Raw genomic sequence first — 25,512 nt, 5'->3', positions numbered from 1 at the left:
TGAATAAAAAGAGATTGAATGGGTAACAGATATATAAACAATTTATTACTGGCAGTATGTGGCCTTTTTCTGTTGGTAACCATGTATTCATGTGCCAATATGGCTTCTCCGAACGGAGGGCCTTACGATGAAGCGCCTCCTAAATTTGTCAGCAGCCTTCCGGCCCCGAACCAGACAAACTATAAGGGGAAAAAGGTGGAAATCCTGTTTGATGAACTGGTGCAGCTGGACAAGCCGTCGGAGAATGTGATCATTACGCCGCCGCAGATGCAGTTGCCGGTAATCCGTGCCGCGGGGAAAAAGGTTGTGGTCGAGCTGAAAGATACCTTGAAAGAGAATACGACCTATACGATCGACTTCACCAACTCGATCTCCGATAATAATGAGAAGAATGTGTTCGAGAATTTCTCTTTTGCATTCTCTACCGGTGATGTGATCGATACGCTGGAGGTGTCAGGTGTCTTGCTGAACGCGGAAAACCTGGAACCGATGCCCGGCATTACGGTCGGTCTGCATAAGAACCTGGAAGATTCGGCTTTTGTAAAACTGCCTTTCGACCGTACTTCGCGAACAAACGATAAAGGGGAGTTCACTATCCGTAATATCTCTCCGGGCAGTTACCGCATATTCGGTCTGAACGATGTCAACCGCGACTATAAGTTCGACCAGCCGGGCGAAGAGATCGCATTCAACGACTCCATCATTATCCCCTCGCTGGAACTTACCAGCCGCCAGGATACGCTGTGGAAAGATAGCCTGACCATCGATACGATCCGGACGGTAGCCTATACCCGCTATTTCCCGGACGATATTCAACTGCGTCTGTTCAAGGAAAACTTCATGCGGCAATATCTCCTGAAACCGGAACGCCAGCAGGAAAATCTGTTGACCATCCGTTTTAACGCGCCGTTGGATACGATACCGTTGCCGAAGCCGATCAACTTTACCCCAGCCGATTCAGCCTGGTTCTTTACACAGGAAACGGAAGGAGGTACGGGAGTCAATTTCTGGCTGACCGATTCGATGGTATGGAAACAGGATACTTTGCTGGTAGAACTTTCCTATCCGAAAAGCGACTCGTTGAATATTCTCCGGCCGCAAACCGATACGCTTCAGTTCCTGATGCGCCATCGTCCGGAAAAGAAGAAAAAGAAGAAAGATGATGAGCCTGAACCGATCGTCTTCCTCGGTATGCAGATCGATGCACCGACTTCGATGGACTTGTTCGATACCGTTTCCGTGACGTTCAATGAACCGGTTCTCGACCTGCCGAAAGAGGTCTTTTATTTGGACCAGAAGGTCGATACGGTCTGGACACCGGTCGATTTCGACTTTTTCAGGGATTCTGTCAACACCCTGAACTACTTTATCCGTCGTCCGTGGAAATATGGCGAAGAGTATCGCTTGTCTGTGGATTCGGCAACGGTATTCAGCCTCTATGACAAATGGAACGAACCATATTCGAGTGAGTTCAAGATCAAGAAAGAAGATGAATACGGCCATCTGTATCTGAATATAGAAGGAATAGATACGACAGCTTATGTCGAATTGCTGAACGGCAGCGATGTCGCGATAAGGAAAACGAAGGTAAAGAACGGGGGTGCCCTGTTCATGGACTTGAAGCCGGATAAATATTATGTCCGCCTGGTGGTCGACCTAAATGACAACGGTAAATGGGATACCGGCAATTATGCCGAAAAGCGGCAGCCGGAAGAAGTCTTCTACTCACCTGTGAAGTATAATGTGATGCAGAACTGGCAGGTGGAAGAGACCTGGAATGTCAAAGCGACCCCGTGGGCAAAACAGAAACCTATCGAGATTACAAAGAATAAGCCTAAAGAGGCAACCAAGAAGAAAAGAAATTATAAAGATGAAGGACAACAGAAGTCTTCTTCGCGCAGTAGCAGTGGTAGTATGGGAATGCCGTTCTAAGGCGATCGGTTTCTTCCTGCTTGGCTGGTTGTTGCTTCTTCCGGAAGTGACCGGTGCGCAAACTATTCCGGTGAAAGAGCGTTTCAGTGCCGGTGAGGAGGTGCAATACGAGCTTTACTTCAAATGGGGCATTCTGATGCCGCGTGCGGGGCAGGCCACTTTGTCTGTCAAGAATGCCCGCTATAAAGGAGAGACGGCCTATCATTATCGCCTGTTGTTCCGGACTTCCGGCATGTTCGAGAAGGTCTACTCCATGCGTGATACGATCGATTGTTATTTCTCGCCTGAGATGTTGTTGCTGCGAAGTGAGAAACGGGTCAATGAGAATGATTACTATCTGATCGATGATCTGAAATTCTCTTATCAGGATGGAAAGACATCCGCACATTCCCATCGGTATACACCTTCACGGACAAAGATCGATACGATGATCGTTTCGGAGCAGTATATGTTCGATATGCTGGGGGCTACCATGTATCTCCGGTCGCTGGATTGGGATAAGATGCAATATGGGGATGAGTTCCCTTTCCATGTGGCGATCGGGCGTGAGCGTATCAATATCAGTTTCCGTTATACCGGACAGCAGATTGTGGAACGTAACGAGACACTGAAATATCGTACCCGTCATTTCTTCATTGATATTTATGACGATGCATTCACCCAAAGTAAGGCGGCAGCCGAGATATGGATCGGAGATGACGAAAACCATATTCCGGTCAAGATACGTGCCAAGTTGAAGATCGGGGCTGCGGAGGTCTATTACAAGTCATCCCAAGGATTGCGTTATCCGCTCTCTTCACGTGTGGAAATTCCCCGCCGTTGAGGGTAGCGAGATCGTAAAACGTGTTTCGGCATAGGGTTGCGAATATACCTGAAGTTCGCCCCCGTGCATACGTATGATCTGGCGTGAGAGGCTAAGGCCGATGCCGCTTCCTTGGCTTTTGGTGGTGAAAAAGGGTACGAATATATCTTCCTGCAGATCATAAGGAATGCCGGGTCCGTTATCCGTGATCTCGATCAGGGTGGTGTTGCCGGATTGTTTTACGGCGAGTGTTATCTCTCCGTTATCCTGTTCATCCAATGCTTCTATCGCATTTTTCAATAAATTGATCAGTACCTGCGAAAGCAACTCTTCGTCTGCATCCACCGTTATTTCTTCCTGGTATAGATAGACATTCAGGCCGATCTGTAACCGTTGCAGGTCTGACTGGAACAATAGTTCGATGTTATGGACCTGGTGGGAGAGGGAGAAAGGTTTGGGATTAGGAGCCTGCAAGCGGGCAAGTTGCCGGTATGAATTGGTAAAGTTCATGAGACTCTGCCCCTGGCTCTTGATCGTATCCAGTCCGCGTATCGTTTTGCGTATCGTGGCATCGGTGATCTCGTCGCTGCTTTTGGTCGTCTCGTTATTCCGGTAATAGGAGAGAAGTGTCCCTGAAAGGGATACGATCGGGGCGATCGAATTCATGATCTCGTGGGTCAGGACATGCATCAGTTTATCGTAGGATTCGTATTCTTTCCGTAACAGTTCACGTTCAAACTCTTTCTGTTTGCTTTCCGTCATCAGGCCGTGGATGCGGTTGAATGCCGTATGGAGGCGTTGTTGTTCTTCCGGTCCGGTGTTTTCGGGAAAGTAAAGCATCGATTCATTGTCTTCGATGGCATCCAGGAATAATTGGATACGCCGGTTCGATGCGTTCAGGAAATAAACGAGGACGCCGATCAGCCATAAGGCGATCAGCAGGGTGACACATCCCAGGATGATGGCCTTGCCACTGACAATACCGGCTAATCCTAGGCCGGCGACGATGACGATGATCACTACCTGGAAGACTATCTTCAGATAGATGCGTGTGCTGAACATCCGTTTCACAGGTTGAATCGTTTTAGTTTGTTATATAAGGTTTGCCGGCTTACGCCCAGTTGTTCGGCAGCAGCAGTCAGGTTCCCGTCGTTTTGGGTGATGGCTGCTTCGATGGTCTTCCGTTCCACTTCCCCCAGGTTGGGAGCTTCGGTGAACGAGACGGTTTTCCCGGGACGGATAAAGAGGTCGGTGGCACGGATCACATTTTTCTCGGCGAGGATCACGGCCTTTTCGATGGTATGTTGCAGTTCGCGTATATTACCCGGCCAGTCGTACCGTTCCAGCTTGTTCATGGCCTGCGGGTGGATCGTCATACCTGTTTGTTTGTACTGGGTGGTATATTTTTTCAGGAAATAATCGATGAAAAGGGGAATGTCTTCCCGTCGGTTCCGTAACGGCGGGATCTCTATCTGGATGGTGTTGATACGGTAGAACAGGTCTTCACGGAAAAGCGATTGTCCGACCATTTCCGGCAGGTTCCGGTTGGTGGCGGCGATCAGGCGTATATCAACCGGGATTTTCCTGTTACTTCCCAGGCGGGTCACTTCACGATTCTGGAGGGCGGCGAGCAGTTTGGCCTGTAACCCGACCGGGAGGTTGCCGATCTCATCCAGGAACAAGGTACTTCCACTGGCAGCCTCAAATTTACCCGGACGGCTTTCACGGGCATCGGTAAAGGCTCCTTTTTCGTGTCCGAAGAGTTCGCTTTCAAACAGAGATTCGCTGACGGCTCCCATATCGACATTGATCATCTCCCGGCGGCTGCGGAGGGACAGCCGGTGAATTTCGCGGGCGAGCATCTCTTTACCCGTCCCGTTTTCCCCGGTGATCAGTACGTTCGCATCCGTTTTGGCAACTTTGGTTACAATCTTGATCAGTTTCATCATAACAGGTGAGTGCCCGATGATCATTGCCGGTTCAGAGGGAGGGGTGATCCCGCCCTTTCCGGCATTCTGTTTCATTCGTTCTTCCTCGGCAGCCTGTAAAGCGGTATGTATCTTTTCCAGCAGGACATCATTGTCCCAGGGTTTGAGCACAAAGTCTACCGCTCCGCTTTTCAGTGCCTTGACAGCCAGTTCCACGTCTCCATAGGCGGTAAGCATGATAACAGGCAGTCCGGGGGCTATCTCCTGGATACGTCGTAGCCAGAATAAGCCTTCGTTCCCGGTATTGACTCCGGCGGAGAAATTCATATCGAGAATGACAAGGTCGACCGGCATTGTATCCAGAACGGACAGGATACGGTTCGGATTTGAAGTTGTTTCAATTCGTTCGAATTCGTCTTCCAGTAATAATTCGAGTGAGGTCAGTACACTTTTATTATCGTCTACTATAAGAACTGTTCCGGTTTGCATACGTCAATTTTTTTGTAAAGGTATCGGCTTCCGTGATACTTTGCAAATGAGCGTCCAAATATTTGACACTTTAAGGAGAGTTATTTTATAGAGTGCTGTTCTATCGGTTTTCTGCGGAAACAATGCTATTTATTAGTTCAATAATTATCAATAATGAGCTATCCCTTAATCAAAGTGACTTAGCCATTACAGGTTTATTTGCCGTCAGTTTTAACTGACGGTTTACAAGTTGCTTCTCTTTATTGGCTTCAGCCACATTTCTCTTTACATAGAGAGACTCTTTAAATGGGACTAAAGTCCAAAGAGATAGAGCATTTACTTATCCGTCGGTTAAAACCGACGGCAAATGGACCTGTAACTATACCAGCCCTATTGATGACTGATGGTTTATAGCTGAATAGTTCAAATCTTTCTAAAAGTGAACTATCCCATTATCAAAGAAACTTGGCTATTACAAACCTTATATATACTACCTAGTCTGTGACGTCAAAATATTTGACAATTGCGTGTCAATATATTTTACAGTTTACATGTGCTTTATTTTTGTAATTATTGATAATCAATAAGTGATTAAATGTGGCATGCCATTTGCTCTTCTATTTACATGATGAAAATGCAAATAACAACCAAATATGGATTACGGGTTATAGGACTGTTGCTTTTAGGCTCGGTAGTCACAGCACATGCCCGGGATTCCTGGACTGTCGACTCCTGTATGCGTTATGCTATAGAGAAGAACCTGACGCTGAAAAACAGCCGGCTGGATACCCGTATTGCCCGTGAGGATTTTACTGCTGCAATCGGCGACTTCCTCCCTTCTGTTAGTACCAATGGGGCGTTCGGAAAACGGATGGGACGTTCGGTAGACCCGAAGACGAATATGTACACCACCTCTTCTTTTCTGGAAAGCACGGTGGGAGTGGATATCTCCTTACCTGTTTTTGATGGTTTCAAGCGTATCAACCGGGCACAATTTACCCGGTTGAACAGGCAATTGAGCGGCGTAACGGAGAAAGCGGAAGAGAATCGGGTGGCTTTTGAGGTGATGGATGCCTATTATGTGTATATCTTTGACAGGAAGATGAGCCTATTGGCTGCCGAACAACGGAAACTGAGTGAACGGTATCATGAACAGATGCTTGAATATGTGGACCTCGGTCTTCGTTCCCCGTCGGATCTGCAGGAGGTGAAAGCCCGGTTGCAGAGCGATATTTATCAGGAGACAGTGAAAAACAAGACAGAACGCTTGTCGTTTCTGGCATTGAAGGAATTGTTACAGATGCGTGATTCGGATACGTTATCCATTGCTGATGTAGATGCAGAGGGAGATGAACCGCCACTCCTCAGTAATTATTCGGCTCCGGACGTCTATGCCGAGTCGGAGATCGCACTTCCTGAATTCCGGATGATGGACCTGCGGGAACAGACATCACGGAAATCGCTGGCGATCGCATCCGGTGCTTTCTCCCCTTCGATCCGGGCAGATTTCAGCCTTTATTCGGGCTATTACGATACGGAACGTAATGCAGACGGGCACATCGTCTCTTTTGGACAACAGATGAAAAATAACTGGAATAAGTATATCGGTTTGCGGGTATCGTTCCCGATCTTTAGCGGCTTATCGCGCTTCACGGCAGTCCGGAAAGAACGTTTCCGCCTGCAACAGGTCAGAAATAATAACGACCGGCAACGTATATCCTTATATAAAGAGATAGAAGATGCCTGCCTTACTCTCCAGGCTTCGGCAGAAGAGTATCATCAGGCCGCTTTGCAACTGAAGGCTTTGACTACCACCCTCAAAGAAAATGAGGAAAAGTGGGAGGAAGGTATGATTTCCGTCTTCGAGCTGATGGAGAAACGTAACCTGTATATTTCAGCCAGGGCGGAACTGGTTCGTACCAGGTTGCAGTATGATCTGAAGCATCGGATGGTTGAGTTTTACCGTACCGGGTCGTTTTTATAAATAGTAATTGAATAAAAATATAGATACAGATATGAATAACAACACCATGGACACTCCGATCGAACGGAAGTCCCGTTTGAAGAAAAAACATATTTACGTTGTAGCAGGAGGTGTCTTCCTGCTTGTCTGCGTGCTTTACTTTATCTTTCGTGATACTTCTTCCTCTATGAAGGTCGAGAAAGAGCGCCTGACGATCTCTACCATCATCCAGGGTGAATTTAACGACTATATCCGTGTGATCGGTCAGGTCTTGCCGGACCGTATCATTTACCTGGATGCCATCGAAGGCGGTCGTGTGGAAGAACGCCTCATCGAAGAGGGAACGCAGGTCAAAGCCGGAGATGTCATCCTCCGCCTGAGTAACCCGCTATTAAATATCGGCATCCTCCAGAGCGAAGCCGACCTTGCCTATCAGGAAAACGAACTTCGTAATACCCGTATCAGTATGGAGCAGGAGCATCTGAGCCTGAAACAAGAACGTATCAATCTGAATAAGGACCTGGTACAGAAAGAACGCCGTTACAAACAATACGAACGTTTGTACAACAAACAACTTCTTGCCCGCGAAGATTATCTTTTGGCAAAAGAAGATTACGAAAGCTCACGCGACCAACTCGTCGTACTGGACCAGCGTATCAGTCAGGACGACCTTTTCCGCAGCAGCCAGCTGGAGAGCCTGGATGAAAATATCCGGAATATGAAACGAAGCCTGGCACTGGTTCGCGAACGTCTGGAGAATCTGAAAGTGAAAGCTCCCGTAAGCGGCCAGTTAGGTAACCTGGAAGCCCAGATCGGCCAGTCGATCGCCCAGGGAGAACGCATCGGTCAGGTAATTACCCCCGAACTGAAGGTAGAAGCCAGGATCGACGAGCATTACGTAGAACGTGTCATGCCCGGCTTACCCGCCAGCTTCGAACGTGAAGGAAAGACCTATGAGATGGAAATGACGAAAGTCTATCCCGAAGTACGCGACGGTCAGTTCCGTACAGACCTCCATTTTACCGGTGGCCGTCCCGAAAATATACGTGCCGGACAGACCTATCACCTGAACCTGCAACTGGGTGATCCGGTACAAGCTATCCTGATTCCCCGCGGTAGTTTTTATCAGGCAAGCGGCGGACAGTATGTATATGTAGTAGATGAAGACGAGACCACCGCCCGTCGCCGTCCGGTGAAGATCGGTCGTCAGAATCCACAATATTATGAAGTGACCGAAGGATTGAAACCCGGAGAGAAAGTGATCATTTCAGGCTATGAACTGTTTGGCGAGAACGAACGTCTTATAATCAGATAATAAAAAAAGAAAAGTATGGATTACCTGTCCCAAGTCATTAAAAGCCAGCGGGCCCGTAAGTCACTTTCGGTGATCAATATCCTCGGTCTGTCCGTATGTATCTCGGCAGCGCTGCTGATCCTGCTCTATGTCCGGTTTGAACTGAGTTACGATTCTTTCCATGATGGTGACCGTATTTACCGTGTCGAAAGCCGCCTGTATGAAGGAAAAGCACTGACCGACAACTGGGCCACTACCTCTCTCGGACACGGGCCGGTCATGAGCCGTGAGATTCCGGGTATCGAGAAGTTCGTTCGCCTTACCGCACAGGACAGGGAACAGGTCGTTACCTATCAGGATAAACAATTTGCCGAAGAACGCTATTGCTTTACCGAGCCCGCTTTCTTCGAATTGTTCAACTTCCCGATAAAAAGAGGAGAGAAGACAGGCCAGCTGGTCCGTCCCAACACCGTCGTATTAACGGAAAGTGCTGCTCACCGTTATTTCGGCGAAGCGGAGCCGTTGGGGAAGATCCTGACATTCCGGACGGTAACAGCCGAGCAGCATTTTGAAGTCACGGGCATTATCGACCGGATGCCGGCAAACTCACATTTACATTATGACTTCCTCCTTTCCTATTCCACGATACCGAAAGAACGACAGGATATCTGGTATGTCCACGGCGTGTATACCTACGTCCGCCTGGAGCCGGGAAAGAATCCGCAGGAGATAGCCGATGCCTTTGCCGCCATCTCCGATAAATACAAGACAGCCGCTTTGAAGCATAAAGACTGGCGGGTGGAGTTGATCCCGTTGAAAGAGATTCATTTAACCCCACAGAAATCGTATGAGAAAGAGACGAAAGGCAGCCGTACTGCCGTCTATATCCTGTCGGTGATGGCGGTCGCCCTGTTGCTTATCGGCTGGGTGAATGCCCTGAATCTGATGGTCGCCCGTTTCCTGGAGCGGGGAAAAGAGTTCGGTGTTCGTAAAGCCTTCGGGGCATCCCGCAAGCAGATGCTTTTCCAGGGATTGCTCGAAGCCGGGATCGTCAATTTCCTGGCTGCCCTGATCGCATTAGGCTGGCTGGAAGTGCTCCTGCCCGTCGTCAATTCCCTGGCTACCTACGATTTTGGAGCGAATGCTCTTTTGCAGCCGGAGTTCTGGGTTACCGTGTCGGGTATTATCGTTTTGGGGACTCTCTTTACCGGTTTATACCCTTCTTATCTCCTGACACGTATCCGTCCGTCGGATATTATGCGCGGGAAACTCTTGCACAGCCGGAAAGGAAATAGGATGCGGAAAGCCTTGATCGTCGTGCAGTTCGTCGCCTCCTTTATTCTGATTACCGGGACTTTCGTAGTCATTGCCCAGGTCCGTTATATGCAGAATGAAACGGCTTCAGTAGCGATGAGGCAGATCGTCGTTCTGAAATATCCCTCTTTCACGGATGAATTGTCTGCAAAGATGGAGAGCTTTAAAAAGCACTTGAAACAAAAGACATATATCCGGCAGGTCACTGTCTCCGGGGCAGTTCCGGGCGTGGAGGTTGCCAATTATTTTACCAACCGTCCTTATGGAAGCGACCAGTCGGAAGTGAAACTGATCCAGATGTTTGCTGTCGATTACGATTATCTCTCTACTTATTCCCCCGATATGGTTTGTGGCAGGGGTTTCTCGGAAGAATACGGGGATGAACTGAATAAAGTGGTATTGAACGAGGAAGCTGTCCGTCTGTTGGGTTTTCCTTCCAATGAGGCTGCTCTCGGCCGGCAGTTGACGATGGAGGTGGTGGAAGAACCTCTCCAGGTGATCGGTGTAGCCCGTAATTACCATCAGCAGTCGCTTGCCGTACCGTACAAACCGATCATCTTCTTCATCAAAGAACGCGTACCGTTTATCGGGACACCTTATATCTCCATCCGTATAGACGGCACTGCCGATGCAGCTCGTCTGGCGGAGATCGAACAGGCCTACCGGGATTTCTTCCCGACTTCGCTGTTCTCTTATTTCTATCTTGACGATTTCAACAGGAACCAGTATCAGGAAGACCGGAATTTCGGATGGATGTTTGCCGGTTCGGCCTTGCTGGCCGTTTTTGTCGCTTGCCTGGGGTTGTGGACCGTCACACTTTTCTCCACCCTGTCGAGGGTGAAAGAAATAGGGATACGTAAGGTATTGGGAGCGGGGAGAGTAAATCTTTTTGTAGTTTTGACACGTGAGTTATTACTCCTGACGGTGGTCGCGTCCGTGATCGGTATTCCTGCCTCCGCTTTCCTGATGAACAACTGGCTCGAAGGCTATGCGTTCCATATCGTACTGCCCTGGTGGAGTTATGCAGTAGCGTTTGTCCTGTTGATGTGTATTGCTTTCGGGACCGTCGCACGACAGGTATGGCGCATCATCCGTCTGAAACCGATGTATATTCTTAGGAGTGAATAATTTATAAACAAAGAAATATGATTAAAACAGAAAAACTGTCTATGCTCTTCACAACGGAAGATGTACAGACCAAAGCGTTGAATGAGGTAAGCCTGGAGATAAAGAAAGGCGAGTTTGTCGCTATCATGGGGCCTTCGGGGTGTGGAAAGTCCACCCTGCTGAATATCCTGGGAACATTGGATTCATCGACTTCCGGTAAATATTACTTTGAAGGCAAAGAGATAGATAAGATGAGCGAGAGCCAGCTGACTTCTTTCCGGAAAGGGAACATCGGCTTTGTCTTCCAGAACTTCAACCTGATAGACGAGCTGACGGTTTTCGAGAACGTGGAACTGCCGCTGGTCTATCTGAACGGAAAGAAAGCGGACCGGAAAAAGAAGGTAATGGAGGTATTGGACCGTATGAATATTGCCCATCGCGCCGGACATTTCCCGCAACAGTTGTCCGGAGGTCAGCAGCAGCGTGTCGCTATTGCCCGTGCCGTGGTGACGGACTGTAACCTGATCCTGGCGGATGAGCCGACAGGTAATTTGGATTCTACCAATGGTGTTGAAGTAATGGAGTTACTTAGCGAACTGAACCGGCAGGGGACGACGATCGTGATCGTTACCCACTCACAGCGGGATGCGAAATATGCCCATCGCGTGATCCACTTATTAGATGGAAAAATCGTATCGGAAGATAGAAACAATATTTCCATCAAATAATCAGATAACAACGAATATGATCATATCAAATTATTGGAACAGTGCCTTGCGCAGCCTGACAAAGAAAAAAGGCTTCAGTGCAATCAATATACTCGGCCTGGCGATCGGAATGGCGGCCGCCCTGTTGATCCTGACTTATGTGGCTTTCGAATACAGCTACGACCATATGCACAGCCGCGCCGACCGCATTTTCCGTGTGGAAGCGCGCTTTTTCGAGAACGGCGAGATGACCGACAACTGGGCTTCCAGCTCGGCAGGTTATGCTACTGCCATGAAACGCAACCTGGCCGGAGTAGAAGACTATACCCGTGTGGGTAGCCAGTATTACCCCGAGCAGATCGTTAAATACAATGAACTTCTCTACCGTGAAACGAACATCGGCTACGCTGAGAAGAATTACTTTAACTTCTTCGATTTCGAGTTATTGAAAGGGGATAAGAATACCTGCCTGGATGGACCGAAAAAAGTAGTTATCACAGAACGTATCGCCCGTAAATATTTCAAGGGTGCCGACCCGATCGGGAAGATATTGATCTTCCGCAGTAATATCGGCGAGGAAGCATGCGAAGTGACGGGTATCATGAAGGATATGCCTGTCAACTCGCATGTGCGTTACAGCATGCTGATCTCATATGAAACACTTCCGAAATGGATGGATGAATACTGGTACCGGCATGAAGTGTATTCGTATGTCCTCCTGAAATCTGCCGATATGAAGAAGCAGGTCGAAGATGCTTTCCCTGCGATGGCAGAGAAATATAAAACGGAGGAGGCCTTGAAGAATAAAACCTGGGCAATCCAGCTGACCAACTTGAAGGATATCCACCTGAATCCCCAGAAAGCCTATGAGCCGGAGACGAAAGGGAACCGTTCGTCCATGCTGGTCCTGATCTGTACGGCGTTGGCGATCCTGTGCATTGCCTGGATCAATTATATAAATATGACGGTAGCCCGTTCGATGGAGCGTGCCAAAGAGATCGGGATACGCCGGGCTTCGGGGGCAAGTCGCCGGCAGATTGTTACTCAGTTCCTGTTTGAATCGTTGGTGACGAACGGGATTGCCTTTATCCTGGCGCTCGGGTTGATGGAGGCGCTGATGCCTGCATTCAATAACCTGACATCGCGTGATCTGGGTTTCTCCGTGTGGGTAACGACCTCTTTGGGTTGGATGCTGCTGCTGATATTTGCACTGGGTGTTTTCCTGTCCGGTTTCTATCCGGCAACAATCCTATCGGGTATTAAGCCGATCAAAATGTTGAAAGGTAAATTTACGCATACGAAAAATGCGACGCTGACCCGTAAGGTGTTGGTTGTATTGCAATATACGGCGTCTCTGGCATTGTTGTGCGGCACGCTGATCGTTTATGCACAGTTACAGTATATGCGTCAGGCTTCGTTGGGTGTGCGTGTCGACCAGACATTGGTGCTGAAATTTCCGGCTCATTGTGAGGATATGGCTACCAAGCTGACTGCCATGAAACGGGAGTTGAAGGCATTGCCATCTGTGAAGAACGTGACGGTTTCCGGTGCCGTTCCTGGGACGGAGGTGACTGACTTCCTGTCGATTGTCCGCCTGAGCGACGTGACGAAACAGACCCGTTTGCTGGAAATGCTCAACTGCGATGTGTATTATCTGGATGCGTATGACCTGGAGTTTGTTGCCGGACGTGGTTTTGCCGAGGATTTCGGAGGGGATGTCTATAATATCGTCCTGAACGAAACGGCTGTCCGCACATTAGGTTTTGCTTCGCCGGAGGCTGCTTTGGGCGAACGTCTCTCCGTGGAGACTGTCGACCAGCCAATGCAGATCATCGGGGTTGTAAAAGACTATCACCAGCAATCGCTGAATAAGGGGTATACGCCTCTTCTGTTCGCCTTGCACGATAAGTTGAGCTGGATGAAACAGCGTTATATCTCTGTCGTTATGGAGAATGCGAATCCCCGTGAGTTGGTGAAACAGTCGGAAGAGATATGGAACCGTTATTTCCCTGATTCCAGCTTCGACTATTTCTTCCTGGATCAGTTCTTCGACCAGCAATACCGGCAGGATGAGGTGTTCGGGCTGATTGTTGCCCTCTTTGCCATACTGGCGATTTTCATTTCCTGTATGGGGCTTTGGGTATTGGTGATGTTCTCCTGCTCGACGAGGGTGCGTGAGATGGGAATACGTAAGGTGTTGGGTGCATCGAAAATACAGTTGTTCTATGAGTTGGGCCGCGAGTTCTTTATCCTGATCGGTGTAGCGGTCGTTATCGCACTTCCTTTGTCGTGGTGGGTTATGGACGGCTGGCTGGATCATTATTCATTCCGCACCGACTGGAAAGCCTGGTTTTTCCTTGTTCCGGTGATTTTATTGTGTGTGATATCCTTGTTGACCATAGGCTGGCAGACTGCTAAAACAATCCTCAGCAAACCTGCCCGGTCGTTGCGGTATGAATAAAAAATAATGTGCCAATATGCCAATGGAAATAGTATTCCATACATTGGTATATTGGCGCATTGTCCACATTGACACATTATTCAAGTATCATCACAATCATCTCATCTTCCCCTAGTGTCCCGGCCAGTTGCCGGACGCGTTCCTGTTGTTCTGCAGGCAATTTGGAAAAGTTATCCATCTTCTGCAAGGCTTCCAGCTTTCTTTTGGTGTAAGAAGTGAACAATTTGTTATCCTGCCAGGTGAGTTCTCCTAAGATGGCAGGTATGCCGTCCGGCAGTTCCGTCGGCAAAAGGAATTCTTCAGGGTAACTATGATTATCCTGGATAAGCGATAGCTGTTTTGTATCCTTGTTGTATAAAGCATAGGAATAGAATACGCTCTTCTCTTTACGGGTATTCGGGCAATCGTAATTTCTGGAATAAGTGATAAGAATAAAATGATCCGTGTCCACCCACGACTGGATAGCATACTTCTGCGATTTATCTCCGTACAGTCCGTTGTCTATAGTCAGTTTGTTTTCTCCGAATTGCAGGATATATTCCGGCTGCAAACGGTTAGGAGAGGAAAGACTGAATATCGTATCGTTGAATGCCTGTCTGAAATAGAATTTATCCTTGTTCTTATAAGTCCAGTTGCTTTCAGGAAATGCATACGGTCCGCTTAACTTAACGGTCGGGAGATTATAGTTTCCGAATATGCACAGGGTATCGTATGAGTTCTTATTGAACGTCGTGAGCATGTCCGGTGACCTGAAATTCCTCGATACGTTTACCAGGGTCGAATCGTCCAGGCTGGCCAGCAAAGTCGAATGTTTGTCGTCCATGAAGCGGATCTCTTCGACCAGGCGGCCGTCTTCAAGGGATTTCCATCCCATGATGTTGTAGTTGTTGACAGTGTCCCTACCTGCATAGCTGTATTGGTTTCCCGGTTCCAGGCTGATATTGCCAATCGGGCTTTTCCTGTTATTGGCATGAAATTCCAGTTTCTGGGTGGCAGGATCATATTTCAATCCCTCGATATGCGCGATCAGCAGTGTATCTGTAATCTGCCCGTTCGAATCAAAGCAAAAAGAACCGAAGAGATCGTTTGTCAGGATCCGGTTCTCCAGCAGTTGTATCTTTGTATTCACACCGCTGGCACTGCTCATTCCCCGGTCGTAAGAGACAATGATGCTGGCATCGTAAAGGAAAGTTCCCTGTTCGGGAGATAAGGGACTTTTCAATGTGATACAGGTTACTTTGCTGAAATGATCCTTCAGTGCGAAAGGTTGCGTGGGTAACTTGGCAGTAAAGTCCAGGATCACAGGTGGACTGGCTGGCGATATCCCACGCTCTTCCGTATATTGTACACCGGGATTCAGATGATTGGTCTCGATGATCACCGGTGCTTTAGGGGCAGCTTCAACCGTTTCGTCCGCCTGACGGGTGGATTGTTTCCCTCCGCAGGCACACAGGATGGTTCCGATACATAGAATAGCTGTCGTTGTTCTGATTTTCTTGTGTTTCATAATTCGTATATTTATAGTTTCAGGAAAATCAAAAGTAGGGAAAACAAAAACGTATAACAAAAAAAGGAGTTGACATATTTATCTCTTCCTGTTTCGTTATACGTTTGCTATTCAGGTATATAAAGCTATGATAAGCTATTTGTCCGTTGACATTTTGCTTTTATTCTATCGGGGCGAACGGCAGTTCCGTATCTTTCCTGTATCCGGAACCGCTGAATGTGGCGATTAGTTCACCTGCTTCGTTTGTAATATTAACTTCACAATTTGCCAGTCTTTTGTGACTGAATACTTCGCGTGCCTCGGCATAAAGGAAGCCTTTGCTTTCGGCTTTGAAGAAATTGATATTGGAAGTAATGGACAGAGTGAGCCGCGCATGGCTGTTGGTTGCCGCTGCGAAAGCCAGGTCGGCCAGTGTAAAGATGGCTCCTCCCTGACAAACACCACCACCATTCAGATGCATAGGCTTTATTTCCATACGCGCTTTGGCATAGCCGTTGCCCGTTTCCAGTAATTCTACTCCGGCAAATAATGCAAATTTGTCGCCCTGAAGAAATTCGTTGATAGTCATTATGATAATATGCTAATTTGAAAATATGCCAATGTGCCAATGAAGATACTCCGATTGGCATATTAGCACATTGACCGGTTGATCATTTGCTAAGTTTCCACTCTGCCCCGTCCTTGGTATCCTTGATATCGAATCCCATGGCGGTCAGTTCGTTACGGATCTTGTCGGAAGTAGCCCAGTCCTTGTTTGCTTTCGCCTGCTGGCGGATAGTCAGCAACAAGTCTACAGCCTTGCCGAATGTCTCGTAGTTGTTGCCTCCGGCAGAAGCTTCGTCTCTCATACCCAGGATATCGAATATGAATGTATGGAATACGTCCTGCAGTTCTTTCAGGTCCTCAGCAGAGATGGTTGCGTTGCCGTCCTTTACAGAGTTGATGGCGCGGGCGGCATCGAACAGATGAGAGATAACGATCGGTGAATTCAGGTCGTCATTCAGTGCGTCGTAACATTTCCTGCGAAGGTCTTTCACATCGACAGTCGAAGCGTCCGAAGCAGTCAGTTTCTGCAGATGGTTATAAGCATCCATCAGACGGCTTAATCCCTTTTCGGCCGCTTGCAGTGCTTCGTTGCTGAAGTCTACTGTACTGCGGTAATGGGCCTGAAGGATAAAGAAACGGATCGTCATCGCCGAGTAGGCCTGGCTCAACATTTTATGGTCGCCGGTAAAGAATTCGTCCAGCGTAATGAAATTACCCAATGACTTACCCATCTTCTGCCCGTTGACGGTAATCATGTTATTGTGCATCCAGTAGTGGACCATATCCTCACCCTGTGAGGCAACCGCCTGTGCAATCTCACATTCGTGGTGCGGAAAGATCAGGTCCATGCCGCCCCCGTGGATATCGAAATGCTGTCCCAGGTATTTCTTACCCATGGCCGTACATTCGCAGTGCCATCCGGGGAAACCGTCGCTCCATGGAGAAGGCCAGCGCATGATATGCTCCGGCTGTGCACATTTCCAGAGTGCGAAGTCGATCGGGTTATGTTTCTCGTCCTGTCCGTCCAGTGCACGGGTCGTATTCAGCATATCCTCGATATTGCGACCGGAAAGGACCCCGTAGTTATGATCTTTGTTGTATTTCTCCACATCGAAATAAACGGAGCCTTCGCTTTCGTAGGCATATCCGTTGTCGAGGATCTTTTTTACCAGTTCGATCTGTTCGATGATATGTCCCGAAGCATGCGGTTCGATACTGGGAGGAAGCACGTTGAGAGCGTCCATCGCCTTATGGTAGCGGTTCAGATAGAACTGCACCACTTCCATCGGCTCCAATTGTTCCAGGCGGGCTTTCTTGGCGATCTTGTCTTCGCCTTCGTCCGCATCATGTTCCAGGTGGCCGACATCGGTTATATTGCGTACGTAACGCACCTTGTATCCTATATGTGTAAGATAGCGGAACAACAGGTCGAATGTGATAGCCGGGCGGGCATGTCCCAGGTGCGCATCTCCGTAAACCGTCGGACCACAGACATACATGCCTACGTGGGGTTCATGCAACGGAATAAATTGTTCCTTCTTTCTTGTGAGCGTGTTGTAAATACTTAATGGATGTTCCATATCTGTTTTATACTTTAAAGGTTGCTTTGCTTTCTCCCGTATTTTCATAACCGGAAGGAAGACAGACCGCAAAGATAGTGTCTTTGTCTATTTTGAGCAATCTTCGCAGCAACCTTTTAATACGTAGTTGATACTTTCCAGCGTAAAATTACGCGGCAGTTCCACCATCGGGACCGGAATATTGCGCAGACAAAACGTCCGGTGGCATTTTAAACAATAAAAATGCGCATGAAGTTCTTCCACGGAACAATTACATTCGTTTCCGCAAACCGAATACTTCAATGAGCCTGAACCGTCGTCGATACAATGAACCAGGTGATGCTCCAGAAAAAGGTTGATCGTCCTGGATACTGTCGATTTATCCACTGTCTCCAGATAGTTTTCCAGGTCGAGCGAACTGAAGGCACGCTCGAATTGCATCATGGCTTTCAGGATAAGCAAACGGATAGCGGTCGGCTTTATCTTTCTTCTGTTCAGTATGTCTAAATAAACTTCCATATCAGTCGGGGTTGTTTGTCCTTAAAATTCTTACTGCGTTGAGGATCGCCAATAAGGCGACTCCCACATCTGCAAATACAGCTTCCCACATGGTTGCGACACCACCGGCTCCCAGGATCAGGACGACCAGCTTGACTCCGAATGCCAACGCAATGTTCTGCCATACGATATTGCGTGTGAACTTTCCGATGCGGATCGCCGTAGCCACTTTACTGGGCTGGTCGGTCTGGATCACCACGTCTGCCGTTTCAATCGCAGCATCGCTGCCCAATCCGCCCATCGCGATACCGATATCGCTCAGGGCAAGTACCGGAGCATCGTTGATTCCGTCACCGACAAAGGCTATCCGGTTCTCCGGATTCCGTTTCAGCTCTTCCAGATGGGCAACTTTGCCTTCCGGCAGGAGATCACCGTATGCATGCGGGATTCCTAAACGGGTAGCTAATTTAGAAACAATTATTTGTTTATCTCCGGATAATATCTCTAAGTTATTAATATTTAATTCTTTTAATTGTTTGATAGCTGTTGCTGCATCCTCTTTAGGCGTATCGGCCAGGAGGATATAACCGGCATATTGCCTGTCGATGGCACAGACAACAACTGTTTCGGGAATCTCATTCAACCGGGAGAAAATAAAATTTCTCTCGGATGAAACTTTATTTTCATCCGAATGGAATGAAATTCCTGCCGAATCCAACAGGCGGGTGTTACCGACCAATACTTCCTTTCCATCGATCACTGCTTTTAATCCGTAACCTGCCAGTTCGGTCGTTTCGATGGTCGTATCTATTTCCGTTTGTTGCTGACGGGCATAGGAAAGTATCGCCTTGGCGATCGGATGGTTGCTGCGGCTTTCAACAGAAGCAATAATGTGAAGCAGTTCTTTTTCCGACAGATGATCGGCCGCTGATAAGGATTGTACTTCGAATATCCCTTTGGTCAGTGTACCGGTCTTATCGAATACGACTGTATTGATTTTGGTAATGGCATCCAGATAATTACCTCCTTTAAATAAGATACCTTGCCGGGAAGCGGCTCCGATCCCTCCGAAATAACCCAACGGGATACTGATAACCAGTGCACAAGGGCAGGAGATAACCAGAAACACCAGTGCCCGGTACAGCCAGTCGTTGAAAATAAACAGGAAGTCCGGTTGTATCAATGAATATAAATAAGGCAGTAAAACGATCAGGAAAGCCAGTCCGGTTACGATCGGCGTATAGATACGTGCGAATTTGCGGATGAACAGTTCTGCCGGAGCTTTCCGTTCCGATGCGTTCTGTACCAGTTCGAGGATACGCGCCAGGGCACTCTGGTTATAGGGTTTCGTTACCTCCAGGCGGATCACTTTGTCGGTTACGATCATTCCGGCCAGCACCTCTTCGCCCTGGCTGATCGTACGCGGTACGCTCTCTCCGGTAAGGGCTGCCGTGTTGAAGTCGGCGGTCTCGCTTAGTAACTTCCCGTCGAGAGGAACCCGTTCGCCGGCTTTTACTTCAATGATCTCTCCCGGAGTCACATCGGCGGGGGCAGTCCGGAAGTATTCGTTATTACGCACGACGGTTGCTGTTTCAGGACGGACGTCCAGCAGGGCGCTTATGTTCTTGCGGGCTTTCGCCAGGGCATTTCCCTGGAATAGTTCTCCGATAGAGTAGAACAACATGACGGCTACTCCTTCCGGATATTCCCCGATATAAAAAGCACCGAGTGTTGCAATACACATCAGTGTAAACTCGCTGAAGATATCTTTTTCACGGATACTCTCTACCGCTTCTTTCATGACCGGCAGTCCGACCGGCAGATAAGCCAGCACATACCATATAAGTCGTATCGTTTGATTGAAAAACTCTGCTTCTATCACCTGTAGGGCGATCCCTCCCAATAACATAAGAAAAGAGATTGTCGGGAGAAGATAAGGTGAAACTTTACTTTTTTGTTCGTTATGACAATGGTTGCAATTACAATGTCCCATATCTTTTTACTCTTTATTTGTTTTTCTGATACAAAGGTAAAGGAAACAAGGTGCAACAAAGTTGCAAAGAATCCGTATATTTGTCCGGTTAATGTTTAGAAAACACGTAATATGAAAAACACTCAAACTTTTATTGCTATCTTATTCTGTCTGGTGATGTTTTGTTCCTGTTCCCAGACGAAGAATCCCTATGATTTGTCGAATTTCGGTCTTGTTCCTGACCAAAAAGACAATGCTTCTCCTTTAATGGCAAAGGCGTTGGAACAAATTGCTGCTTCCCATACCGGGAGCGATACTATTACGATCGTTCTACCTAAAGGGCGCTATGATTTTTATCCTGAAGGGGCCGCCCAAAAGGAGTATTTCATCTCCAACCATGATCAGGACAATCCGAAACTGGTGGGACTTCCTTTTGAGAACATGAAGAATATCGTTTTCGACGGGCAAGGTTCGGAGTTGATCTTCCACGGGCGTATGCTACCGGTTTCACTGATCAATTCGGAGAACTGTACGTTGAAAAACTTCAGTATTGATTTTGAAAATCCGCATATCAGTCAGGTAAAAGTATTGGAAAACGATACGGTTGCCGGTACGATAACGTATGAAGTAGCTCCGTGGGTGGAGTATGAAATACGTGACAGTGTCTTTTTTGCCAAAGGCGAAGGCTGGGAGCATTCACCTGCCTGGGGAATCGCTTTCGAAGGAGATACGAAACGTCTTGTTTATACGACCAGCGATATCAGTATCGGTTCGAAAGGCGTATCCGAGATCTCTCCCCGCGTGATCAAATCTGCCAAATGGAATAATAAGAAACTGATTCCCGGAACTGTTGTGGCTATGCGTGGCTGGGGGCGTCCTACACCGGGTATTTTTGTCTCCTATAATACGAATACGATTCTTGAAAATATCCAGGTTCATTATGCGGAAGGAATGGGATTGTTGGCTCAGATGAGCGAGAATATCACGCTGGATAAATTTTCGGTATGCCTTCGCGGTGATAACGATCCCCGTTATTTTACAACACAGGCAGATGCTACCCATTTCTCCGGCTGTAAAGGAAAGATCATTTCCGTTGGTGGTTTGTATGAAGGTATGATGGATGATGCAATCAACGTGCACGGCACCTATCTGAAAATACAAAAACGCGTAGACGACAAGACGTTGCTCGGTGAGTATATGCATGGACAGAGTTATGGTTTTGAATGGGGATTCCCGGGAGATGCCGTACAGTTCATCGATTCGAAGACAATGGAGATTATAGGCGACCAGAATAAGGTTGTTTCTATCAAAGCGATGGATAAACCGGGTGCGCATGGGGCCAAACAGTTTGAGATCGTTTTTGAAAAAGCCATTGATCCGGCGATTAGTGAAGTCGGCACTTTCGGCATCGAAAACCTGGAGTGGACGCCGGAAGTTTATTTTGCCGACAATACGATCCGTAATAACCGTGCTCGTGGTTCTTTGTTCAGTACTCCGAAGAAAACCGTTGTGGAAAAGAATATTTTCGACCATACTTCCGGTACCGCCATCCTGTTATGCGGCGATTGTAACGGTTGGTTTGAGACCGGTGCCTGCCATGATGTCCTGATCCGTGATAACAAGTTCATTAACTCATTGACGAATATGTTCCAGTTCACGAACGCCATTATTTCTATTTATCCTGAAATCCCAGACCTGAAAGATCAGAAGAAATATTTCCACAGCGGCATCGTGATCGAGAATAACGAGTTCGAAACATTCGACGCTCCGATCCTGTATGCAAAGTCGGTAGACGGACTGGTTTTCCGCAACAATGTGATCAAGCAAAACAACCAATATCCGGCTTTCCACTGGAATAAGCATCGTTTCTTCTTCCAGCGTGTGATCAATTACGACATCAAGGATAATCAGTTTGATGGTGGTTTTGATGAGAAAAAGGATTTGAAAGTGGAAAATTAATTTGTCTTATTTCGTTTCTAATAAGAATGTTACCGGTCTAAAAGATCACATCTTTTAGACCGGTAGTTTTTTAGTTAATTTCAGTATTTGCTTCGCACGCTATCGTAAACCGGAACGTACTACCTTTTCCGAATTCAGATTCAACAGATATTTCACCTCCCAGTTTATTCACGATCATCTGGCAAATGGAGAGTCCGAGTCCGGTGCCGGGTACAAATTTGTCGAATTTGGCGAAACGTTCAAAAACATGTTTTAGATTTTCTTTGTCGATCCCTTTTCCAGTGTCGGAAACATAGAAAGACAATCCCTTCGGAATTATTTCATAACCGATTGTGATCGATCCTTCCGAGGTGAACTTGACTGCATTGTTCAGCAAGTTGGTTATTACCTGTATCAGTCTGTTCTTTTCGGAGCGGATCATGTATTTTTTATAAGGCAGATTACAGATAAACTTTACTTTCGGTGATAAATGGGAATTATAAACCTGCTTCAGGTCTGTTATTATTTCCGTAATATCAAAATCACTGTAGTTGAAAGTCATCTTCCCTGCATCAATTTTGGAAATGTCGAGTATATCATTGATGATTTGTAATAGCAGGTCGTTGTTCTCTTCAATGATCCGGACGAATTCTTCTTTGTCTTCATGCTCATCGGTCTGGGCTAAAAGCTGCGAAAAACCGACGATAGCATTCAGGGGCGTTCGTATTTCGTGGCTCATATTGGCGAGGAAAGCCATTTTCATCCGGTTACCTTCCTCTACCTTTTCGATATGTGTGATATCGATCAGAAGACCCGTTACGCTTTTAATACTTCCGTCGGGATAATATTCCAGCGGAACGGAGAAGGTATTTGTCCAGCGGTAATCCGTGTCTCCATCCAGCATGATCCGTAAATGCAGGTTGCTGTATCCTTTACATTCGCGGATACGTTTATCCTGTTCCTGTTGTAAAATAAGACGGTCGTCCGGATGAACCGTGAAATTGAACGATCCCCGGATGAAGTTTCCGGGAGCGACCGGATCAGGATACAGCCGGGTATATTCCTGTGTCTTGATATCCAGGTCCCATTGTATAATATTGGCGGCCTGGATTGCCAGTTCGCTACGTTGTATATAGTTGCGCAACCTTTGTTCCCGCTCTATCTCTTCCGTTATATCTTCACGTGTCCCGATCAGTTTATGAACATTTCCATCCTTATCATATTTGGATACTTTGGCGATCAGCCTGACCCATCGGTACGGACCGTTCAGCTCTTTTACCCGGAACTGAATATTCATTAATTCTGATCGTTTGTTCAGAATATCATCATATGCCTTTAAATACATCTTCTGATGTTCGGGAGCCACTGTCTCATAAATATCCTTTAGCGTCGTATTATGATCGAAAAATAAAGATTCTCTGATAGAAGTGCAGATATCTGTTTTACGATCGTATTCCCAAATGATCATATTGGTAATCTGCAGGAGCAGATCACGTTGCTGGCGATTTTCGATAAGTTCCTGTACTTTGTTTTTCTGGTCGGTAATATCTTTCTGGGTTCCGATCAGGCGGTCAATTTTCCCGTCTTCTCCGTGAATACCCATCGAGTAGATCTCGTACCACCTGATTTGTCCTTCGGGAGTCAGCAGGCGGAATTGTTCGGTACTTTGTTTATGCTTTTCATTAACGATATCGGTGACCAGCCTGACATGGCGTTCCCTGTCTTCCGGAATGAGTTGCTTGGTAACATCCCATAATTTCATTCCTGGTTGCGGCACTGTATTCTCATCAGCCAGGTCAAAAGAATCGCTATCGGGGAGATAAGACCATACAGACAGATTTCCGGCTTTTAAAGCCATCGACAGTTTGTTCTTCTCATTGATGATCTCAAGTTGAGTCTCCATCCGTCGGGTCATATTCCGGAAGATACCGAAAGTATGGTCTTCAAAAGGAATTATATACCCTTCCGCATAACCTGTGTGACCGTCATTCTCCACTTCGTAATGAATGGTGTTCGGTTTACGTGTTTGCATCGTATCCAGAAAGGCGTTCAGCAGTTTATTGCCGGAGTCTCCCTTTAAATTCTTATAGTGGAATAAATCCTGGATGGTTTGCCCTTTCTGTTGCTGTGGCGTGAGAGACAGAGATATTTCGGGCTGATAATTGAGCAGATCTTCAATTATCCCCTCTTTGTTAACTATTAAAATTGTATCAGGAAGAAGTTTCAAAAACTGTTTCATTCCTGCCAATGTGTTTTCATCGTACGCCATAACCCATAATTTTCAGAAGGTCCTTAATCCGCAAAGATAAATATATTCTTGAATCTTAAATGTAAAAAACGAATAATTGAATGATGTTTCAGCAGTCATCTATTTCAATCGTTTGAAAAACAATCTGCATAGCAGAAGAAAGGATGAAAGGGTGAAAGGGTAGAATCTGGAAAAAAGACTGGTCTTTTAAAAATGAAAGTCCCTTATTTTGAAATCAAAACTCAGGTCTTAACATTTCAAAAGACCAGTCTTTATTTTATATGCCAAGGATGGAATCCGTTTGGCATGGCGGTACTGTTTTTTGTGATTGCCTTAAAAAGTAATGTTTGGCCAGAGAACTTGTCTCTGTTACTTCTGTACTTTTTTCAAACTGTAGTTCAGTTCTGTTTCCGCTTTCTTGAAATCATCGCCGATCAGTGTGATTGTCGAATCGTTTTCACAAAGGAAATTCATCACTTCATCCCCGTTGTCGGAAACCAGTTGCCATACGGTTACATTCTTTTCTCCCGGTATATCCTGTAGGGTGATGCATTTTCCGTTTGTGACGAATGTTGCATCTTTACCGTCTTCTGCTTCCAGGTATGTCTGTGAGAGAGAGAAAGTTCCTTCTCCGCTTTTCTCGCGGCTGCGGATAGTCAGGTCGTAACGGATGCCCGGACAGTCGGCACAAGGCAAAACGCCTTCATAAGTTTGTGTCTGAATGTCACCTAATGAATTGTCGGCATCTTTCTTGTTCTGACGATAGATTTCTTTACCTCGCTGGCTGATCGTCCATACGCCGTCGACCCGGCGTACATTTTTTGTATCGTCATCTTCTATATTCCAGGCATAATCGCCGGCCGGAAGTGAGCGCCGGTCGAGTATTTCATTGGGAGCATCGTTCGAAAAGAATAATTCTGCTTTTAGTGAATCGGAACTGAATACCAGATAAGCGGATGATTTGCCGTCGACAGCCTCGAGGCGTATGCCGGACTCGAATAGGCGGATGCAGTTCTGTTGTACTTCCGACCATGTATAACCAGCAGAGGCGATGCAGCCATGTTCGTCTTTGTCATTTCCAACCATTTCGGTGGAGTCTTGTTCTGTACCGGATACTTGTTTTGCTTTTTGTTGTCCGCAGGAAGAAAGAAGTCCTGCACAAATGATCAGAGCTGATAGGATAAGCCCGTTGTAAGTTTTTTTCATCGGAATGAATGATTTTAATTTGTTTATAAACGGATATCGTTCTATATAGAAACAAAGATAAG

General features: G+C 47.0%; 17 protein-coding genes. 8 read left to right on the top strand and 9 right to left on the bottom strand.

Features of this window, described 5'->3' with window-relative positions; translation table 11 throughout:
* Positions 1–18: 18 nt before the first annotated feature.
* Together DWX23_RS22985 and DWX23_RS22980 are read left to right on the top strand one after the other, a co-directional pair.
* Positions 19–1,932 carry an Ig-like domain-containing protein gene (locus DWX23_RS22985; protein ID WP_122353500.1) on the top strand — a complete coding sequence of 638 codons (1,914 nt, stop codon included), beginning with the start codon at positions 19–21 and terminating at the stop codon, positions 1,930–1,932.
* Positions 1,871–2,755 carry a DUF3108 domain-containing protein gene (locus tag DWX23_RS22980; protein ID WP_122353499.1) on the top strand — a complete coding sequence of 295 codons (885 nt, stop codon included), beginning with the start codon at positions 1,871–1,873 and terminating at the stop codon, positions 2,753–2,755. Before DWX23_RS22985 ends, DWX23_RS22980 begins: the two co-directional genes overlap by 62 nt.
* Here DWX23_RS22980 and DWX23_RS22975 read toward each other — a convergent pair.
* Positions 2,729–3,796 (bottom strand): PAS domain-containing sensor histidine kinase, encoded by a 1,068-nt coding sequence (locus tag DWX23_RS22975; protein ID WP_122376211.1) that lies wholly within the window; start codon positions 3,794–3,796, stop codon positions 2,729–2,731. The two genes, DWX23_RS22980 and DWX23_RS22975, sit on opposite strands and share 27 nt — an antisense overlap.
* 5 nt (positions 3,797–3,801) lie before the next feature.
* Entirely contained in the window at positions 3,802–5,151 is a 1,350-nt protein-coding gene (locus DWX23_RS22970) for a sigma-54 dependent transcriptional regulator (RefSeq protein ID WP_122376210.1), read from the bottom strand.
* A gap of 574 nt (positions 5,152–5,725) precedes the next feature.
* Here DWX23_RS22970 and DWX23_RS22965 point away from each other — a divergent pair.
* From DWX23_RS22965 to DWX23_RS22945, 5 genes are read left to right on the top strand one after another with little or no spacing between them, the layout of a single operon-like run.
* Positions 5,726–7,114, top strand: coding sequence for a TolC family protein (locus tag DWX23_RS22965; RefSeq protein WP_122376209.1), 1,389 nt, complete (start codon positions 5,726–5,728; stop codon positions 7,112–7,114).
* A 46-nt stretch (positions 7,115–7,160) separates the two neighbouring features.
* Positions 7,161–8,408 (top strand): efflux RND transporter periplasmic adaptor subunit, encoded by a 1,248-nt coding sequence (locus tag DWX23_RS22960; protein ID WP_158607117.1) that lies wholly within the window; start codon positions 7,161–7,163, stop codon positions 8,406–8,408.
* Between the two features lie 15 nt (positions 8,409–8,423).
* On the top strand, positions 8,424–10,829 hold the full coding sequence (locus DWX23_RS22955; RefSeq protein WP_122376208.1) for an ABC transporter permease: 2,406 nt from the start codon (positions 8,424–8,426) through the stop codon (positions 10,827–10,829).
* A 17-nt stretch (positions 10,830–10,846) separates the two neighbouring features.
* A complete protein-coding gene (locus DWX23_RS22950; protein ID WP_122353494.1) occupies positions 10,847–11,536 on the top strand; it encodes an ABC transporter ATP-binding protein in 690 nt (229 codons plus the stop codon).
* Positions 11,537–11,552: 16 nt separating this feature from the next.
* A complete protein-coding gene (locus DWX23_RS22945; protein WP_122376207.1) occupies positions 11,553–13,976 on the top strand; it encodes an ABC transporter permease in 2,424 nt (807 codons plus the stop codon).
* Positions 13,977–14,052: 76 nt separating this feature from the next.
* Here DWX23_RS22945 and DWX23_RS22940 read toward each other — a convergent pair whose 3' ends face one another.
* The 5 genes from DWX23_RS22940 to DWX23_RS22920 form a co-directional block, all read right to left on the bottom strand.
* Complete coding sequence (locus DWX23_RS22940; RefSeq protein WP_122376206.1) at positions 14,053–15,483, bottom strand: DUF4933 domain-containing protein; 1,431 nt, start codon at positions 15,481–15,483, stop codon at positions 14,053–14,055.
* Between the two features lie 160 nt (positions 15,484–15,643).
* The gene (locus tag DWX23_RS22935) at positions 15,644–16,051 is read right to left on the bottom strand and encodes a PaaI family thioesterase (RefSeq protein WP_009860656.1); all 408 of its coding nucleotides are present in this window, start codon (positions 16,049–16,051) and stop codon (positions 15,644–15,646) included.
* 82 nt (positions 16,052–16,133) lie between these two features.
* The gene (cysS, locus tag DWX23_RS22930) at positions 16,134–17,609 is read right to left on the bottom strand and encodes a cysteine--tRNA ligase (RefSeq protein ID WP_122353586.1); all 1,476 of its coding nucleotides are present in this window, start codon (positions 17,607–17,609) and stop codon (positions 16,134–16,136) included.
* An 87-nt stretch (positions 17,610–17,696) separates the two neighbouring features.
* On the bottom strand, positions 17,697–18,107 hold the full coding sequence (locus DWX23_RS22925; RefSeq protein WP_122353491.1) for a Fur family transcriptional regulator: 411 nt from the start codon (positions 18,105–18,107) through the stop codon (positions 17,697–17,699).
* Between the two features lies 1 nt (position 18,108).
* Entirely contained in the window at positions 18,109–20,079 is a 1,971-nt protein-coding gene (locus DWX23_RS22920; protein WP_122376205.1) for a heavy metal translocating P-type ATPase, read from the bottom strand.
* A 111-nt stretch (positions 20,080–20,190) separates the two neighbouring features.
* Between DWX23_RS22920 and DWX23_RS22915 the strand changes: the two genes are divergently transcribed.
* Positions 20,191–22,017 (top strand): alpha-1,3-galactosidase B, encoded by a 1,827-nt coding sequence (locus DWX23_RS22915; protein WP_122376204.1) that lies wholly within the window; start codon positions 20,191–20,193, stop codon positions 22,015–22,017.
* Positions 22,018–22,087: 70 nt separating this feature from the next.
* Here DWX23_RS22915 and DWX23_RS22910 read toward each other — a convergent pair whose 3' ends face one another.
* Positions 22,088–24,265 carry a PAS domain-containing sensor histidine kinase gene (locus tag DWX23_RS22910; RefSeq protein ID WP_122353488.1) on the bottom strand — a complete coding sequence of 726 codons (2,178 nt, stop codon included), beginning with the start codon at positions 24,263–24,265 and terminating at the stop codon, positions 22,088–22,090.
* A gap of 348 nt (positions 24,266–24,613) precedes the next feature.
* Complete coding sequence (locus DWX23_RS22905) at positions 24,614–25,450, bottom strand: copper resistance protein NlpE N-terminal domain-containing protein (RefSeq protein ID WP_122376203.1); 837 nt, start codon at positions 25,448–25,450, stop codon at positions 24,614–24,616.
* Between the last annotated feature and the right edge of the window lie 62 nt (positions 25,451–25,512).

Source organism: Parabacteroides sp. AF18-52, from assembly GCF_003479145.1.
Classification (GTDB): domain Bacteria; phylum Bacteroidota; class Bacteroidia; order Bacteroidales; family Tannerellaceae; genus Parabacteroides; species Parabacteroides faecis.
Note: the sequence above shows the minus strand (reverse complement) of the source record. Positions and strands in the feature narration are given on the sequence as shown.

Excerpts from the sequence above, each read along its gene's own strand:
- DWX23_RS22945 (WP_122376207.1), top strand. The coding sequence starts at position 11,553 with ATGATCATATCAAATTATTGGAACAGTGCCTTGCGCAGCCTGACAAAG.
- cysS (WP_122353586.1), bottom strand. The coding sequence starts at position 17,609 with ATGGAACATCCATTAAGTATTTACAACACGCTCACAAGAAAGAAGGAA.
- DWX23_RS22935 (WP_009860656.1), bottom strand. The coding sequence starts at position 16,051 with ATGACTATCAACGAATTTCTTCAGGGCGACAAATTTGCATTATTTGCC.
- DWX23_RS22980 (WP_122353499.1), top strand. The coding sequence starts at position 1,871 with ATGAAGGACAACAGAAGTCTTCTTCGCGCAGTAGCAGTGGTAGTATGG.
- DWX23_RS22975 (WP_122376211.1), bottom strand. The coding sequence starts at position 3,796 with ATGTTCAGCACACGCATCTATCTGAAGATAGTCTTCCAGGTAGTGATC.
- DWX23_RS22950 (WP_122353494.1), top strand. The coding sequence starts at position 10,847 with ATGATTAAAACAGAAAAACTGTCTATGCTCTTCACAACGGAAGATGTA.
- DWX23_RS22955 (WP_122376208.1), top strand. The coding sequence starts at position 8,424 with ATGGATTACCTGTCCCAAGTCATTAAAAGCCAGCGGGCCCGTAAGTCA.
- DWX23_RS22960 (WP_158607117.1), top strand. The coding sequence starts at position 7,161 with ATGGACACTCCGATCGAACGGAAGTCCCGTTTGAAGAAAAAACATATT.
- DWX23_RS22910 (WP_122353488.1), bottom strand. The coding sequence starts at position 24,265 with ATGGCGTACGATGAAAACACATTGGCAGGAATGAAACAGTTTTTGAAA.
- DWX23_RS22940 (WP_122376206.1), bottom strand. The coding sequence starts at position 15,483 with ATGAAACACAAGAAAATCAGAACAACGACAGCTATTCTATGTATCGGA.
- DWX23_RS22905 (WP_122376203.1), bottom strand. The coding sequence starts at position 25,450 with ATGAAAAAAACTTACAACGGGCTTATCCTATCAGCTCTGATCATTTGT.
- DWX23_RS22965 (WP_122376209.1), top strand. The coding sequence starts at position 5,726 with ATGTGGCATGCCATTTGCTCTTCTATTTACATGATGAAAATGCAAATA.
- DWX23_RS22915 (WP_122376204.1), top strand. The coding sequence starts at position 20,191 with ATGAAAAACACTCAAACTTTTATTGCTATCTTATTCTGTCTGGTGATG.
- DWX23_RS22985 (WP_122353500.1), top strand. The coding sequence starts at position 19 with ATGGGTAACAGATATATAAACAATTTATTACTGGCAGTATGTGGCCTT.
- DWX23_RS22920 (WP_122376205.1), bottom strand. The coding sequence starts at position 20,079 with ATGGGACATTGTAATTGCAACCATTGTCATAACGAACAAAAAAGTAAA.
- DWX23_RS22970 (WP_122376210.1), bottom strand. The coding sequence starts at position 5,151 with ATGCAAACCGGAACAGTTCTTATAGTAGACGATAATAAAAGTGTACTG.
- DWX23_RS22925 (WP_122353491.1), bottom strand. The coding sequence starts at position 18,107 with ATGGAAGTTTATTTAGACATACTGAACAGAAGAAAGATAAAGCCGACC.